Origin of the sequence: Synechococcus sp. H70.1 (genome assembly GCF_047502705.1) — a bacterium.
Classification (GTDB): Bacteria; Cyanobacteriota; Cyanobacteriia; order Thermostichales; family Thermostichaceae; genus Thermostichus.
In genome coordinates this window covers 33,847-47,218 of sequence record NZ_JANSIV010000010.1, presented here as the reverse complement: position 1 = coordinate 47,218, position 13,372 = coordinate 33,847, and the positions used below count along the sequence as shown (strand labels likewise).

The 13,372-nt window shown below is 59.5% G+C and carries 13 protein-coding genes; 10 read left to right on the top strand and 3 right to left on the bottom strand.

Features of this window, described 5'->3' with window-relative positions:
* Nucleotides 1-408 precede the first annotated feature (408 nt).
* From NW827_RS00555 to NW827_RS00540, 4 genes are all read left to right on the top strand, one after another.
* On the top strand, nt 409-2,163 hold the full coding sequence (locus tag NW827_RS00555; RefSeq protein WP_414403490.1) for an MBL fold metallo-hydrolase: 1,755 nt from the start codon (nt 409-411) through the stop codon (nt 2,161-2,163).
* Nucleotides 2,164-2,222: 59 nt separating this feature from the next.
* Nucleotides 2,223-2,978 (top strand): ABC transporter ATP-binding protein, encoded by a 756-nt coding sequence (locus NW827_RS00550; RefSeq protein WP_414403489.1) that lies wholly within the window; start codon nt 2,223-2,225, stop codon nt 2,976-2,978.
* Between the two features lie 95 nt (nt 2,979-3,073).
* Entirely contained in the window at nt 3,074-3,625 is a 552-nt protein-coding gene (locus tag NW827_RS00545; RefSeq protein WP_414403488.1) for a TIGR04376 family protein, read from the top strand.
* Between the two features lie 20 nt (nt 3,626-3,645).
* Nucleotides 3,646-3,951 (top strand): PipX family protein, encoded by a 306-nt coding sequence (locus NW827_RS00540; protein ID WP_414360930.1) that lies wholly within the window; start codon nt 3,646-3,648, stop codon nt 3,949-3,951.
* On the opposite strand, the gene pheS is transcribed toward NW827_RS00540, so the two are convergent.
* Together pheS and NW827_RS00530 are read right to left on the bottom strand one after the other, a co-directional pair.
* Nucleotides 3,948-4,949, bottom strand: a complete 1,002-nt coding sequence (gene pheS, locus NW827_RS00535) for a phenylalanine--tRNA ligase subunit alpha (RefSeq protein ID WP_414360929.1) — start codon at nt 4,947-4,949, stop codon at nt 3,948-3,950. The genes NW827_RS00540 and pheS overlap by 4 nt on opposite strands.
* Before the next feature lie 129 nt (nt 4,950-5,078).
* A complete protein-coding gene (locus NW827_RS00530; protein ID WP_414403487.1) occupies nt 5,079-5,690 on the bottom strand; it encodes a chromophore lyase CpcT/CpeT in 612 nt (203 codons plus the stop codon).
* A 684-nt stretch (nt 5,691-6,374) separates the two neighbouring features.
* On the opposite strand from NW827_RS00530, the gene NW827_RS00525 reads away from it, so the two are divergent.
* The 6 genes from NW827_RS00525 (at nt 6,375) to murJ (ending at nt 11,772) form a co-directional block, all read left to right on the top strand.
* Complete coding sequence (locus NW827_RS00525) at nt 6,375-6,893, top strand: phycocyanin subunit beta (protein ID WP_414403486.1); 519 nt, start codon at nt 6,375-6,377, stop codon at nt 6,891-6,893.
* A gap of 116 nt (nt 6,894-7,009) precedes the next feature.
* Nucleotides 7,010-7,492 (top strand): phycocyanin subunit alpha, encoded by a 483-nt coding sequence (locus NW827_RS00520; protein WP_414360923.1) that lies wholly within the window; start codon nt 7,010-7,012, stop codon nt 7,490-7,492.
* A gap of 238 nt (nt 7,493-7,730) precedes the next feature.
* Entirely contained in the window at nt 7,731-8,588 is an 858-nt protein-coding gene (locus NW827_RS00515; RefSeq protein WP_414403485.1) for a phycobilisome rod-core linker polypeptide, read from the top strand.
* 32 nt (nt 8,589-8,620) lie between these two features.
* Nucleotides 8,621-9,448, top strand: coding sequence for a HEAT repeat domain-containing protein (locus NW827_RS00510; RefSeq protein ID WP_414360919.1), 828 nt, complete (start codon nt 8,621-8,623; stop codon nt 9,446-9,448).
* Nucleotides 9,449-9,697: 249 nt separating this feature from the next.
* Nucleotides 9,698-9,967 (top strand): hypothetical protein, encoded by a 270-nt coding sequence (locus tag NW827_RS00505; RefSeq protein ID WP_414360917.1) that lies wholly within the window; start codon nt 9,698-9,700, stop codon nt 9,965-9,967.
* A gap of 233 nt (nt 9,968-10,200) precedes the next feature.
* Nucleotides 10,201-11,772 (top strand): murein biosynthesis integral membrane protein MurJ, encoded by a 1,572-nt coding sequence (murJ, locus tag NW827_RS00500; RefSeq protein WP_414360914.1) that lies wholly within the window; start codon nt 10,201-10,203, stop codon nt 11,770-11,772.
* Between the two features lie 10 nt (nt 11,773-11,782).
* Here the strand turns inward: murJ and sigC are convergent, their stop codons facing one another.
* Nucleotides 11,783-12,886, bottom strand: coding sequence for an RNA polymerase sigma factor SigC (sigC, locus tag NW827_RS00495; protein WP_414503203.1), 1,104 nt, complete (start codon nt 12,884-12,886; stop codon nt 11,783-11,785).
* Nucleotides 12,887-13,372 lie beyond the last annotated feature (486 nt).

Here is a 13,372-nt window from a genome sequence, read left to right as displayed (position 1 = left end):
GAGAAGAGACCTCAAAGGCGCTCCCCAGCCCCTAAGCCTGCCGCCGGGGTGATGCTTAAAACCTGCGAAAGCTCAGTCTAGGGGCCAAAGGCTATGCTGGAGACTGCCCCAGAGTCCCCGGTATCCCCGCCTGAGCCCCTTTGGCTTTGACAGAGTTTGCAAGCTGGAGCGGGCTTTTTAGCTAGCGGGGGCCCCGCCCTATAGCAGTAAGCTCAGTGTCGGGATACAGCCACCCTCGCAAGGATGTGTTACAACGATCGTGGCTATACAAAACGGCGGTACCGGAATCGGGCACTTCCCGTATCTGCCAGATTCCCCTGAAGCGTTTGCAGAGCGTGGCGTAAGCCATGAAGCCCCTCCTCTGGGCGCGGGGCGCGGGGAGGATCTCATGGTAAAGACAACCCACCTGTGGAGTCAAAAAGACCCCCCCTTCGACTGTTCCCTCTGGGCACGGATCCTCGGCAGCAAGGCTGTGCCTACTGGTTGGAGATAGGATCCTACCGTTTGCTTCTTGATTGTGGCTTGCCTGCTTCCGCCCTCCTGAAGGCCCTGCCAGGGATCCCGGATGCTGTTATCTGCAGCCACGCCCACTTTGACCATGTGCAGGGGCTACCGGGCTTCTATCGTCGCTATCCGCAGGTGCCCATCTACGCCACCCCGGTAACGGCTCATTTGGCCAGCGGTCTATGGGAGCGAGGTATCTGGCCAGCCTACAACCGGGAGATTCGCTTTCCTCCTTTTCGGGCGCTGCCCTTCGGCCAGGCGCGGGAGATCTTGCCCCACTTGATGCTCACCTTCTTTGCTGCGGGGCACCTGCCGGGGGCAGCGGCAACCCTGCTGCAAAATACCCAGACTACTCCAGCTCAAACCTGCCTGTACACTGGCGACTGTTCCCTGGCCTCAACCCGCTTTGCCCCTGGCCTAGATCTAGGTGCCTTGCGCCATTGGCAGCCGGATGTGCTGCTCATCGAAGCCTCCTTGGGAGCCACCCACCACCCGCCCCGTCGTCAGCTGGAAAATCGGCTGGTGGAGCGGTTGTTCAGCGCCTTGGCAGCAGGACAGACGGTGCTGTTCCCGCTGCCAGTGCTAGGACTAGGCCAGGAGTTGATTTTTCTCCTCAAAGCCCACCACCGCTTTACCCAAGCTGCCCAAGAACTGACAGTGTGGGTGGCGCCAGGGCTGGCGGCAGGCTGCAACCTTTACGAACGCTTGCTCCCCTACCTCCCAGGGCCAGTGCGCAATTTCGCCACCTATCAGGCTTTGTTTTGGGAAGACCGCCTGCAGCCGCGGGTGCAGCCTCTGACGGAGGCGGATCCCCTGCCCCAGGGTCTGTTGCTGTGCGATGCCGACGCCGGACCTGAAGCCTGGGATCCCATCTGGTCGGAATTGTTAGCCCAGCCGCAGCGCTCCTGCCTGCTGGTGCAGCTGCCGGAAGTGAAGCTAGCCACTCCCCTTGACCAGTGGCCACTACCCCTGCGCTCTCGTCTAGAAGTGGAGTGGCTAACCTGGCACAGCCACAACGACGTTGGGCATCTCACCCAGATCATTCACACTTTTCGCCCCCAACATCTGGTCCTGGTGCACGCCAACCCCCAGCAGGCCCAGGACTTAGCAGATCTGCCGGAGCTGTGCAACCGCTACCATGTCCACTGCCCCCAGCCTGGCGATTGGCTAGAGCTGGCCGACAGCCGCCTACAAACCCTGGTCAAGCCGTCCCCGTTCCCTAGCAATCCCGCCTTGCGCTACGAGGGGGAAGTGGAAGAGATCTGGCAGGAACATGGCTCGCCCCGCACCTTGGCCGGGGTGCAGGTGCGCCTACCACCCCAGATTACCGAGGATCCCCGCTGGGCCGCCTGGGCGGAGACTGGCTTGGTGGAGGCCCGCTGGCAGGGATCTGAACTGGTGTTGCGCGGCCTTTCGCCGCGGGAGCTAATTCGCCCGGCCAAGACCACCATCCCCGCAACTGGGGTGCCTCGCCCCCACCAGGCTCCCCTACCAGGAAGCATGAAGTGCCACAGCTGCCGCTTTGCCCGCCAGATCTTGACCGCCCACACCCAGATCCTGCGCTGCGACCAAGAGCGCTCTCCCCTCTACCGCCTCCAGGTGGATCCCCAGGGGAGCTGTCCTTACCATCAGCCCCTAGAAATCCGCTCTTCCGGTTAGTCGGCCCCCGAAGCTCCAGCAGCCCAAAGGCTAGAATGGGGCCAGTTGCGGTACCCACCATGCTTGAGCCCCAACCCTGGGCAGCTCGCCGTCAAGGTCCAGGTGGATCCCTGGAGCGAGCAGTCAATGCCTTGATCCCACCCCGCCCGCCCGTGGTGCAAATGGTGGGGATTAACAAGGTCTACCCGCTGCCGGAAGGCAGCTTTCAGGCCCTCTACGACATTAACCTAACAATTTGGCCGGGAGAGTATTGCGCCATCATGGGGCCCTCTGGCTCCGGCAAGTCCACCCTCATGAACCTCATGGGCTGTTTGGATCGGCCCAGCTCAGGGCGGTACTGGCTAGATGGTATAGAAGTCTCTACCCTCACGGATCAGGAGCTGGCCCGGATTCGCAACCAAAAGATTGGCTTTGTCTTTCAGCAGTTCCATCTCCTGCCCGTTCTAACAGCCCTGGAAAACGTCATGCTACCCTTGGCCTACGCCGGGGTTCCGGAGCCAGAACAGCGCCGGCGGGCCAAGCAAGCCCTAGAACAAGTAGGCTTAGGGAGCAAACTCCACCAGCGCCCGGCCCAGCTCTCCGGCGGCCAGCAGCAGCGGGTGGCCATTGCCCGCGCCATCGTCAATCGACCCCAACTGTTGTTGGCTGACGAGCCCACAGGAGCCTTGGACAGCCAGACTGGTCAGGAAGTGCTCAACCTTTTTGCCGAGCTTCATCACCAGGGCATCACCCTGGTGGTGGTTACCCACGACCTGGCGGTTGCCCAAGCTGCCCAGCGCCTCATCCGCATGGGGGACGGGCGTTTGCTACCCTAGCCAGGGATCTGGCTGCAGCAATTGGGCTCTGCAGGACTAGCTAGAGAACCCGCCAGCTTGCGCTAGTCTAAACACAATCCCCTGAGCGCGAACTTATGAGACTGATTGAGGATATCATTCGCTTTTTAGAAACCCGCCTTGAGGAATTCCTTAGGGCCCATCCGGAGATCGAGCTGCAGCTCCTTGCCGAGGAATTGCAGCAGCAGGAAGTTGAGACGCGACAGCTACTGCAAGAAAGCCGCATTCAGGAGCAAGCTCTGCGCCAAAGCATCCTCCAGTTGGCAGAGGAAATCAAGACCTGGCACTTTCGTATCGAGAAAGCTGAGAGAGCCAATCGCCCAGATCTAGCCGAGGGGGCCCGCCGACGCGAAGCCCAGCTCCTCGAGAAAGGCAGCCAGCTGTGGAACCAAATGAAGGCGCTGACGCAGAGAATTCAACAACTGGAAGCTCTGCTGCCGCAAATTGCCCAGCGTCGGCAGGAGGTGCAAGCCAAGCTGCTGGAGGTCAAGGCTGCCCAAGCCCTGAAGGACAGCAAGTGGGCTGGAAACTGCAACCCCTGGCTATTTGCTGAGGACAAATTGGAGGAAGCATTTCGGCATCTTGAAGTAGATGAAGAGTTGAAATCAATTAAAAACGCAAAGCCATAACCGAGGGTACGCTACCGGGTATGAGTGAACTCTATCTCAACCACCCGACCTTTGGTCTGCTCTACGCCTTGTGTCAGATTAATGAAGGTGAAGCTATCTTCACCACCCTTTATGCTCAAAGGCTATTTTTCCGCGTTTACTTCAAAACTCCCGATCCCAATGCTGATCCGTCTGCTGTGGAAGAATTGGTTTTTGACCCAATTAGCCGCAACGAAGCTCGCCAAATTCTCGAAGAACAAATGCGCTTGCTGCGCCGCGCCAACTGCAAGGACAAGTTGGAGCATCTGCAGCTGATTTATAAACGCACTTTCTCCCAGCCTCTCTAAAATTGCGACAAAAAGCGCAGGTCGCTGCTGTAGAACAGCCGGATATCCGGAATACCGTGCAGGAGCATGGCCACCCGCTCGACGCCAATCCCGGCCGCAAAGCCGGTATAGCGCTCCGGGTCGTAGCCAACCGCCTGGAATACATTGGGATCCACCATGCCACAGCCAAAAATCTCCAGCCACCTGGAGCCAAAGCGCACGTCCATTTCAGCAGAGGGTTCTGTGAAGGGAAAGTAGCTAGGCCGGAAGCGGGTTTCTCGCTGGCCCAATAAGCGGCGGACGAACTCTTTGAGCGTGCCCTTGAGGTCCGTGAAAGTGAGGTTCTCCCCTACGGCCAAAATCTCCACTTGGTGAAACACGGCAGAGTGGGTGGCATCGACACTGTCGCGGCGCATCACCCGCCCGGCATGGACAATGCGAAAAGGCGGCTGGTGTTGCTCCATGTAGCGCACCTGCACCGAAGAAGTTTGGGTGCGCAGGAGGTAGCCCTTTTCAAGGTAGAGGGTATCCTGCATGTCCCGGGCCGGGTGATCGGCAGGGGTGTTGAGGGCTTCAAAGTTGTAGTACTCCGTCTCGATCTCCGGCCCATGGACTACCGTGTAGCCCATCCCCACAAGGATATCGAGTATGCGGTCGATGGTGGCCTGCAGGGGGTGAATCCGGCCCAGGGGCCGGCGCGGCCCTGGCATAGTAACATCCAAACGCTCTGCCTCTAGGCGGGCTTGGAGCTGGGCTTCGGCCAGGGCCCGTTTGCGCTCCTCCAGGCTGGATTGCAGGGCTTCTTTGAAGCTGTTGGCCAAAGCTCCAATAGCTGGCCTTGCTGCTGGCGGCAGCTTTCCCATTCCCCCCAGGATCTTCGAGAGCTTCCCCTTTTTGCCCAGATACTCGATGCGAATCTGCTCCAGCGCGCCCAGATCGGGGGCCTGCGCCACTTGGGTCAGGGCCTCTTCCTGGAGAGTCAGCAGCTGTTGGCGAAGGATGTCCTGTTCGTCTTGCATGGAGCCAGTTAATACACTCGTGCTAGCCCAGCCAAGCAGCAAGAGGGATCCCTGCCGCTGCAGGCCAGATTTGCCTTTCCCACCGTATCATCTTTTGCCCGCCGCGCCGACAAGGGGTTCTCTGCCCAGCTACTGCAGTAGCTCCCTCTGCCAGTCGACGACCTTGCGAAAGCGAAAAGGGCCCGCCAAAGCTCCCCAAACCTGGCGGTGGGTAACTGGATCCAGACCTCGGTCGTGGCTGCAGAACTCGCTTTCGCTTAGCTGCAAGGTGGTCTGCAAATAGGTGGTTTGGCCATTGCGCACCACCCAACAGCGACACCCCGGCTCCGTGCTGCCGACAAAAAGGGATCCCTCTCTTCTCACGTGCACATCACACCCTGGCAGGTAGGCCAGATCGGCAGCGCTCAGTTGGCTAAGTTGCTCTGCTCTCTCTCGAGCGCACCCCCGCCACCGCTGCGGCTGCAGAGGACGGTAGTTGCGAATCACGATCTCAGCCCCCACCTGGATCAACTCCACCACCGCCTGACGATAGGGATCCTCCAGATGGCCGCTGTAGGCCTGCTCCACATAGAAGCTGATCCCGGCCAGCACAGCGGTTGGCAAGGGGCGATAGGCCACCCGGATGGAGGCAAAAAAGGGGGGGTTCTCCCAAGCTTGCTCTTGGTTGCTGAAGTCTCCCGCCAGCCACCGCGCCATTTGCAGCAGCTCAGGGGAGAAGGTGGGTTGCGACTGGATCACCATAACCGCAAAGCTAGGGTGGGAGCCAATACCAACACTTCAGGCAGGGAGGAAAGCCTGCTTAGATTTTCCCTCGGCTTTGCTCCTCCTAGGAGACGGGCATAAATGTTAAATTATGTGTACTTTATGAGAAGGTTTACTCGGATACTGAAGCGGGCTGCCCTCCCGACTGCAGGCCATAAGTAGGGTTGCTACTGTTCTTTATGTTGCGAACTTGTGTAAAGTAACATTGTTTTTTGTAAAAGCAAGAGCTGGAAGAGGTGGACAAAAAGGCCCAGGCTAACTAGAACTCCAGGATCTAGAGCTGTTTGCATTCAGTGAAGCTTCTTTACATTTTTTGATTCAATGATTCCCCGCCCTCGCGGTAGAAGTAAGAACTGAAGCAAGGTAAGCTGGCTTTTCCTCACTTACCCAGTGCAGGTAGTCAGGGGTAGAAGAATCCTTGCTTCACCCGGATCCCACAAAGCCTGCTCGCAAGCGGCTTCATTTTTGGAGTTAGCTGAGCAGAGGAAGATGGGAAGGGGCTTACTGGTCTTATAAACCTTATCCTGTCAAGGGTCCTATTGGGGCAAGGGCTTGCGCTAATAGGGCTCTTTGGCAGAGAAGCTGCAAAAAGCTACTGGGTTCCCCTCGCGTGGGAAGCGTCAATTCATAACCTCTTTTGCTTTCACTAGGAGATGGAAAACCATGAACGACGTATTTAGCAAAGTTGTTGCCCAAGCCGACGCTAAGGGCGCTTTTCTGGGAGAAAACGAGTTTGCAGCGCTGCAGCAGGTAATTACTGAGGGAAACAAGCGTTTGGACGCAGTGAACCGCCTCACCAGCAACGCCTCTAAAATCGTGACCGATGCTGTCCGCGAATTGTTTGCCGAGGAGCCTCACTTGAATGCTCCGGGGGGCCCCGCCTACCCAAGCCGCAACGTGGCTGCCTGTTTGCGGGATATGGACATCATCCTCCGCTACATTACCTACGCCGTGGCGGCCGGGGATCCAAGCGTGCTGGATGAGCGCTGCCTGAATGGCTTGCGGGAAACCTACCAAGCTCTTGGCACTCCTGGCAGCTCTGTGGCTAAGGGCATCCAGAAAATGAAAAAAGCAGCAGTGGCAGTGGTAAACGATCCCAATGGCATCACCCGCGGTGACTGCAGTGCTTTGATTGCTGAAATCGAGTCCTACTTCGATCGCGCTGCCGCTGCAGTGGTCTAGTAGACGAGAGTCTTGCTTGACTTTTTTCTGCAGGGATTTTGCAGGCTAGGCTTTGAATCTTTTGGGTTATTGGCTGCACTAATTTTTTGAGGCGAGGTAAAGGAGTGTTTTGAACCATGCAAACCCCAATTGTTGATGCCATTGCCACTGCCGATAGCCAAGGACGCTATCTCAGCAACAGCGAATTGCAGGCTATCAGCGGCCGCTTTCAGCGGGCAGCCGCCAGCATGGAGGCAGCTCGGGTCCTGAGCAGCCGTGCTGAGGAGCTGGTGCGTGGCGCTACGGAGGCCGTCTATGCCAAGTTCCCCTACACCACTCAGCCAGGGGGACAATGCCACACCCAAGCGGGTAAAGACAAGTGCGCCCGCGATGTGCGCCACTACCTGCGCTATATCACCTACTGCTTGGTTGCCGGTGGCACTGGCCCCCTGGACGAGTGTATGTTGGCCGGGATCCGCGAGATCAACACCGCTTTTGAGCTCTCCCCCAGTTGGTTTATCGAAGCGCTACGCTACATCAAAGCTAACCATGGCCTGACGGGGCAAGCGGCCACCGAAGCCAACACCTACATCGACTACGCCATCAACGCCCTCAGCTAAGCTCTGCAGCTTGGGATCCCTCGACAAGGCAGCCAGTCTAGCGCCTGCGGGGGATAGCGAGGGCAACGGTGGCGGGAAAGAGGCCCCCCAGCCTGCAGGGGCCTCTCTCGCGAGGGGGAAAGCGCTGCTGTTGCTCTCGCTTCAACCCCATAGGCTGCTGAGGGGGGTTAAGAGGCGGGCCAAGGCAGCCCTTTTAAGCTTTTTTTCAGTCCAGCCAGTTTCATCATGAGGAATTAGCATGAGTGGAATCACAGCGGCAAGCCGAATGGGGATCCGGGGCCTCACAGAGACGACTCCCTTGGAATTGCGCCCCAATGCCAGCCAGGATCAGCTCAATGCGATCCTGCGGGCCATCTATCGCCAGGTGCTGGGCAACGATCACCTGTTTGGGGCGGACAGGAAGGAGCTGGCCAGTGCGGAGTCATTGCTACGCCAAGGCAGCCTGACGGTGCGGGAGTTTGTGCGCTTAATTGCCAAGTCCGAAGCCTATAAGAGGCGCTTTTTGTACCCTAACTCCCAGACTCGAGCTATCGAGCTCAACTTCAAGCACCTGCTGGGGCGGGCTCCCACCAGCCCCAAGGATATTGCCCGACACCTGGACATTTACCACACGGGGGGCCACAGCGCGGAGATTGATTCCTATATCGATAGCCCAGAATACCTGGAAGCCTTTGGCGACAACATTGTCCCCTATCCGCGCGGGTTTGAATACCGCAAGGCCCATACCACCCGCGACTTCACCAACCTCTTTGCCCTCTACGGGGGCTACGCCAACAACGACCGCTCCCAGGGGCGCAGGCCGCGCCTGATGGTGCCCCTTGCCACTGGCTTTACCCCGGCCATCCGCCGCATCGGGGTGCGGGGGCTGCTGCCGCCCAGCCCCATTACCAAACACTTGGGGCCGCCAACGGGCCAGTCCGACCGTATGTTCTGCATTGAGGTGACGCGGCTGCTTAACCCGCCCTCGGCCCTGGCCACCTCCAGCCGAGTGCGCAAATCCAACCAGCAGATCTTTGTCTCTGCCGATCAACTCTCGGCAACGATGCAGCGGCTGCTCAAGTCGGGCGCCAAGATCGTCAGCGTCCATAGCGCTTGAGGCGTCTGGAGGGGCTCTGGCCTGTTGATGCTATGACCACGGCTGTTCCTCCGGATCCCCCTTTAGCCACCGATCTCACCCCAGCTGGCCAGATCGCCAAGCTGCGCCACGGGGATCCGGGGGAGCGCTACTATGCGGCGTGGTGGCTGGGGCGCATGCGGGTTGTGGAGGGGATCCCGGCCCTCATCGAGGCTTTGGCTGACGAGACCGATCGCACCTTGCAGGGAGGATATCCCCTGCGGCGCAATGCCGCCCGTGCTCTTGGCAAAATAGCCTCCCCTGCGGGGATCCCGGCTCTGAAAGAGGCTTTACGCTGCTCCGATGGCCAAGTGGTGGCGGCAGCCGCCCAGGCCTTGGTGGAGATTGCCCTGGCCAATAATCTTGACCGGGATCCCAGGCAAGCTGAAGAGCTGGGATCCGCTTTGCTCGAGGGGCTGCGCTGGGTAGAGCAAGGTTTGCAGACAGAAGCGCCTGCTGCCTTGGAGGCTTTGATTGAGGCTCTTGGACAGCTGCAGGTGGCTGCTGCCCTGGGGCAGATCCGCCCCTATCTGGAGCACCCCTCGATGCGCCTACAGTGGGCGGCAGCGCGGGCCTGTTACTGCCTGACGGGGGATCCCACTTTTGTCCAGCCGCTACTGGCGGCTTTGGGCCACCCCAACATCCATCTGCGGCGGGCTGCCCTTCTGGATTTGGGGGCTAGCGGCTACTTGCCGGCAGCCCAAGCCATGGCAGCGGCAGCGGTCGAGGCCAACATCAAGCTGCTGGCCCTCAAGCAGTTGGTGGAGATGAACCTTAGACGCGGGAAAGAGGCTGGCCCTGACCTACACCAGGTGCTACGGCTAATTGACGAGCTCCTTTAGGGCAGGGAGAGGTAGAGCTAGGAAGACGACCTCGACCTAAAGTTGACACCTAAGGCCTCATGTTAAAGCTGATACAGAATGAAGTTGGGTTTTACCCTCTGAGCTGCGTCTAGGAAGCTGGAGCGGTTGTCTAAGAGGCCGGCGCAGGGGCGTCCGTTCATGTGGGGGAGTCTTCCTATGCAGCTGATCTAGCGGGGCATTGCCCACCCCTTTGTCGCTTCTGTCCCCGCAACCTGTCAGCGGCGGGAGGTGCCAGCGCGGTACCGGGGCTTGGCGTGGAGCTGGTCAGCTCAATCGGTGGCTGTGGCACTGCCGCAGTCTTTTGTCTTGATCTATCGAGGCCTTGTCCTCAATCCGGAGGTGAAGGCAGCAAGCGGGGTTATCTCCCTGCGCAAGAACTTGGTAACTCTAGTCAAAGAAACCCATCGGCAGCATCTGCTGAGCCGGCTGCAGGAGCGCCTCCGCTCCGCCCAGGTCCGCGGAGATCAACTGGAGCAGGAGCGACGACTGCTGGCCTAAGCTCCATCTTGGCCCTTCCTCTCGAGGTTCGGAGAATTCGGGATAATGGTGCTGCCCTATGCCGAAGCGAGAGGATAGCAGCTGTGAGCTGGTGGGTGAATCCTGCGAAGGAACCCTCGAGGCATCCCAACAGTTGCTTATTGCCAAAGCGGCGGTGGGGAGCTAGGGGCAGGAAGGAGTCTGCGATCCCAGGGGGCTCTGCTGCGTCTTCTCCACCCCGTTCCTTGCTCTCGGTGGCGGGGCTGGTGGCAGGGGCCACGCTGCTTAGCAAGGGCATGGGGTTTGTCCGGCAGGCCTTAATTGCTGCAGTCTACGGCTCAGGGCCGGAGTACAGCGCTTTTGGCATAGCCTACGTCCTGCCCGGTTTTTTGTTAATCCTGCTGGGGGGGATCAACGGACCTTTCCACAGCGCTATCGTCAGCGTGCTCAAAAAGCAGCAGCCGGGAAGAGAGGATCCAGCCCGCTGGCTGGAGTCCATCTCTACCCTGGTGGGCTGCTTGCTTTTGGCGGTAACCTTGGGCCTCTGGTGGGGAGCCGACTGGGTGGTGCGCCTGAGTGCCCCAGGGGCCAGCCCTGAAGTGCATGCCCTCGCTGCCCAGCAACTGCGGATCATGGCGCCGCTGGCCCTGCTCTCGGGCTGGATTGGCATTGGCTTTGGGGCACTCAATGCAGCCGAGCACTACCTCTTGCCCGCCCTCAGCCCTTTGATCTCCAGCCTGGCCGTCATCGGGATCCTGGTCACGTTGGGGTGGACAGGGATCCCCACTCTACTGGCCTGGGGTGTGCTCCTCGGCGCCATTGCCCAGTGGCTGGCGCAGGTGCCTTTGCAGATGCGGCTGGGGCTGGGGCGGCTGCGGCTGCGCTTTGAGTGGGGATCCCCGCCGGTGCGGGCAGTGGGTCTACTGCTGCTGCCGGCGGTGATCTCCTCCGGCATGATCCACATTAATGTCTACGTGGATCTCTTTTTTGCCTCCTTCGTGCCTGGGGATCGCACCATTGGCAACTTGGGCTACGCTCAGCTTTTGGTGCAAACTCCCCTGGGGATCCTCTCCAACATGGTGCTGGTGCCCCTGATGCCCCTCTACGCCCAGTTGGCAGGGGATGGATCCCGCTGGCCGGAGCTGCGCCAGCGCATCCGCCAAGGGCTGATGGTTACGGCCATCCTCACCCTGCCCCTTGCGATGCTGTTGGTGGCCCTGGCTGAACCCATCGTCCAGATCGCCTACCAGCGGGGTCGCTTCACGGCAGAGGTGACCCAAGAGGTGGCGGCCCTGCTGAGGGCCTATGGTCTGGGGATAAGTTTTTACTTGCTGCGGGATGTGCTGGTGCGCATCTTTTACGCCCTGGAGGACGGAGCTACGCCCCTGCGTATTAGTGGCTTGTCCATTGGCCTCAATGCCCTGCTGGACTTCCTGCTTTTGCCAGCCTTTGGGGCGCCAGGCATTGCTCTGGCTACGGTAGGTGTTAACTTCATGGCGCTGATTGGGCTAGGGATCCGCCTCCACCAGCGCCTGCCGGGGATCCCTTGGGGGGAGATGGGGCAGGCCCTGCTGCCGTTGCTGGGGATCACCACCTTGGCCGGGGGCCTCAGTTCCTGGCTGTGGACACAACTGCGCTCCCAGGAGCTCCTGGGATCCCCGCTGCTTACTGCCGTCCTAGGGGCTAGTCTAGCCGCCAGCCTAGGCCTCAGCTTGTTTGCCGCAGGGGCCCTGTATCTACGGATCCCGGAAGTGGAGTGGCTAGCAGCCCAGCTTCAGACCCGCCTGCCCAAGATTGCCAGTCGGCGATCCCTACCCAGACCCTAAGTCGGCCCGGCTAGCTAATGGCCTCCAGGTAGTCCCGCACTCGGTTGCGTCGCTTCGGCTGCCGCAGCTTCTGCAAGGCTTTGGCCTCGATTTGCCGTACCCGCTCCCGTGACAGATCCAGGGCGCGGCCAATTTCTGCCAGCGAGTAGGTGCGGCCATCCCCCAAGCCAAAGCGCATGCGAATAACATCCCGCTCGCGGCTGGTGAGATCCTCCAGTAGCTGCTGCAGATCCCGCTGTAGGGCCTCGCGCATCATCATCTCCTCTGGGGAGATGTCGTCGGTCTCCAGCAGGTCTCCCAGCTCGGTGTCCTTGTCTTTGCCTACCTTGGTTTCTAGAGAAACTGAGCGCGGCACCCGTACCAGCAGCTCCCTGACCTGGGGCACCGTCATCTCCAGCTCGGAAGCAATGTCCTCAATGGTGGGGGTGCGGCCTTTTTCTTGGGAAAGCTTGCGCTGGGCTTTTTTGATCTTGTTTAGCTTCTCGGTAATGTGGACAGGCAAGCGGATGGTACGGCTTTGGGTGGCAATAGCCCGGGTAATACCCTGCCGGATCCACCAGTAGGCGTAGGTGCTGAAGCGATAACCCTTTTTGGGATCAAACTTCTCCACTGCTCGCTCCAGGCCCAGCGTGCCTTCCTGGATCAAATCCAGCAGCTCCAGGCCGCGGTTTTGGTATTTTTTCGCCACCGACACCACCAGGCGCAGGTTGGCCTTGATCATCTGCTCTTTAGCCCGCTTGCCAAGGCGCTGGATCTGCTGCAGCTTTTCAGGTGTAAGGTTGGCCCACTCAGGGAACTGGTTGGCCCTGGCCACCCATTCCTCTAGAGTAGGCTCCCGCCCCAGCTCTTTCTGCAAGCGCAGGCGTACCTCCAAGAGCTTCATGTAATCTTGGACTTTTTGGGCCAACGCCACCTCTTCGTCGCGTCCCAGCAGGGGAACACGACCAATCTCTTGGAGGTAAAGGCGCACCAGGTCCGTAGAGGGGCGAGCTGGCGCCTCCTCTACGTACTCGCTTTCGGCAAACTCCTCCTCCTCCTGCTCCTCGGTTAGCTCGAGGAGATCGAGGGGGGTTTCAAACAAAGTGTCGTTGGCTTCAGGTTCGTAGCTAGACATGTAGGTGCTGTTGGATGAAATAGCTACAGAGACAGTCACGCAGAGGGAGTATTAGAGAAGGCTAACTTGAGGGTTCTTCACTGACAGTGGCTCACGCTATCGTCAGCGTTCCCCTCTTGCTCAGTCCAACTTTCTAGGGAAAGGTAGCTGCCCAGGGATCCGCCCCTTGGTAAAGCCTAAGTTCCTTATCATAACCTCAACAATTATTATAGTTGCCTCTCCCGGCCTAGATGCATGAGATCTGGCGCAGAGTCCTCTCCCCTTGAGCCGTCGTCGCTATTGCTAGGAAGCGCATTGCTCCTGCTGGCGGGGAGAGCTCCCAGGGGTAACCAACCCTCTTGCAAGGTCTAAACTATCCAAGTAGCCCGTCAATTGCCATGAGTCGTTTCTCTGCCGGTTTCCTCCTCTTCTCCAGGGTGGAGGGGCCACCAGCTCAGATCAAGCCCCTTGACAAGCTAAGGACAGGTCTTGTTCCCATGAATTGGG

Excerpts from the sequence above, each read along its gene's own strand:
- NW827_RS00515 (WP_414403485.1), top strand. The coding sequence starts at position 7,731 with ATGAGTGGAATCACAGCGGCAAGCCGAATGGGGATCCGGGGCCTCACA.
- NW827_RS00550 (WP_414403489.1), top strand. The coding sequence starts at position 2,223 with ATGCTTGAGCCCCAACCCTGGGCAGCTCGCCGTCAAGGTCCAGGTGGA.
- pheS (WP_414360929.1), bottom strand. The coding sequence starts at position 4,949 with ATGCAAGACGAACAGGACATCCTTCGCCAACAGCTGCTGACTCTCCAG.
- NW827_RS00525 (WP_414403486.1), top strand. The coding sequence starts at position 6,375 with ATGAACGACGTATTTAGCAAAGTTGTTGCCCAAGCCGACGCTAAGGGC.
- NW827_RS00520 (WP_414360923.1), top strand. The coding sequence starts at position 7,010 with ATGCAAACCCCAATTGTTGATGCCATTGCCACTGCCGATAGCCAAGGA.
- NW827_RS00510 (WP_414360919.1), top strand. The coding sequence starts at position 8,621 with ATGACCACGGCTGTTCCTCCGGATCCCCCTTTAGCCACCGATCTCACC.
- NW827_RS00545 (WP_414403488.1), top strand. The coding sequence starts at position 3,074 with ATGAGACTGATTGAGGATATCATTCGCTTTTTAGAAACCCGCCTTGAG.
- NW827_RS00530 (WP_414403487.1), bottom strand. The coding sequence starts at position 5,690 with ATGGTGATCCAGTCGCAACCCACCTTCTCCCCTGAGCTGCTGCAAATG.
- NW827_RS00540 (WP_414360930.1), top strand. The coding sequence starts at position 3,646 with ATGAGTGAACTCTATCTCAACCACCCGACCTTTGGTCTGCTCTACGCC.
- sigC (WP_414503203.1), bottom strand. The coding sequence starts at position 12,886 with ATGTCTAGCTACGAACCTGAAGCCAACGACACTTTGTTTGAAACCCCC.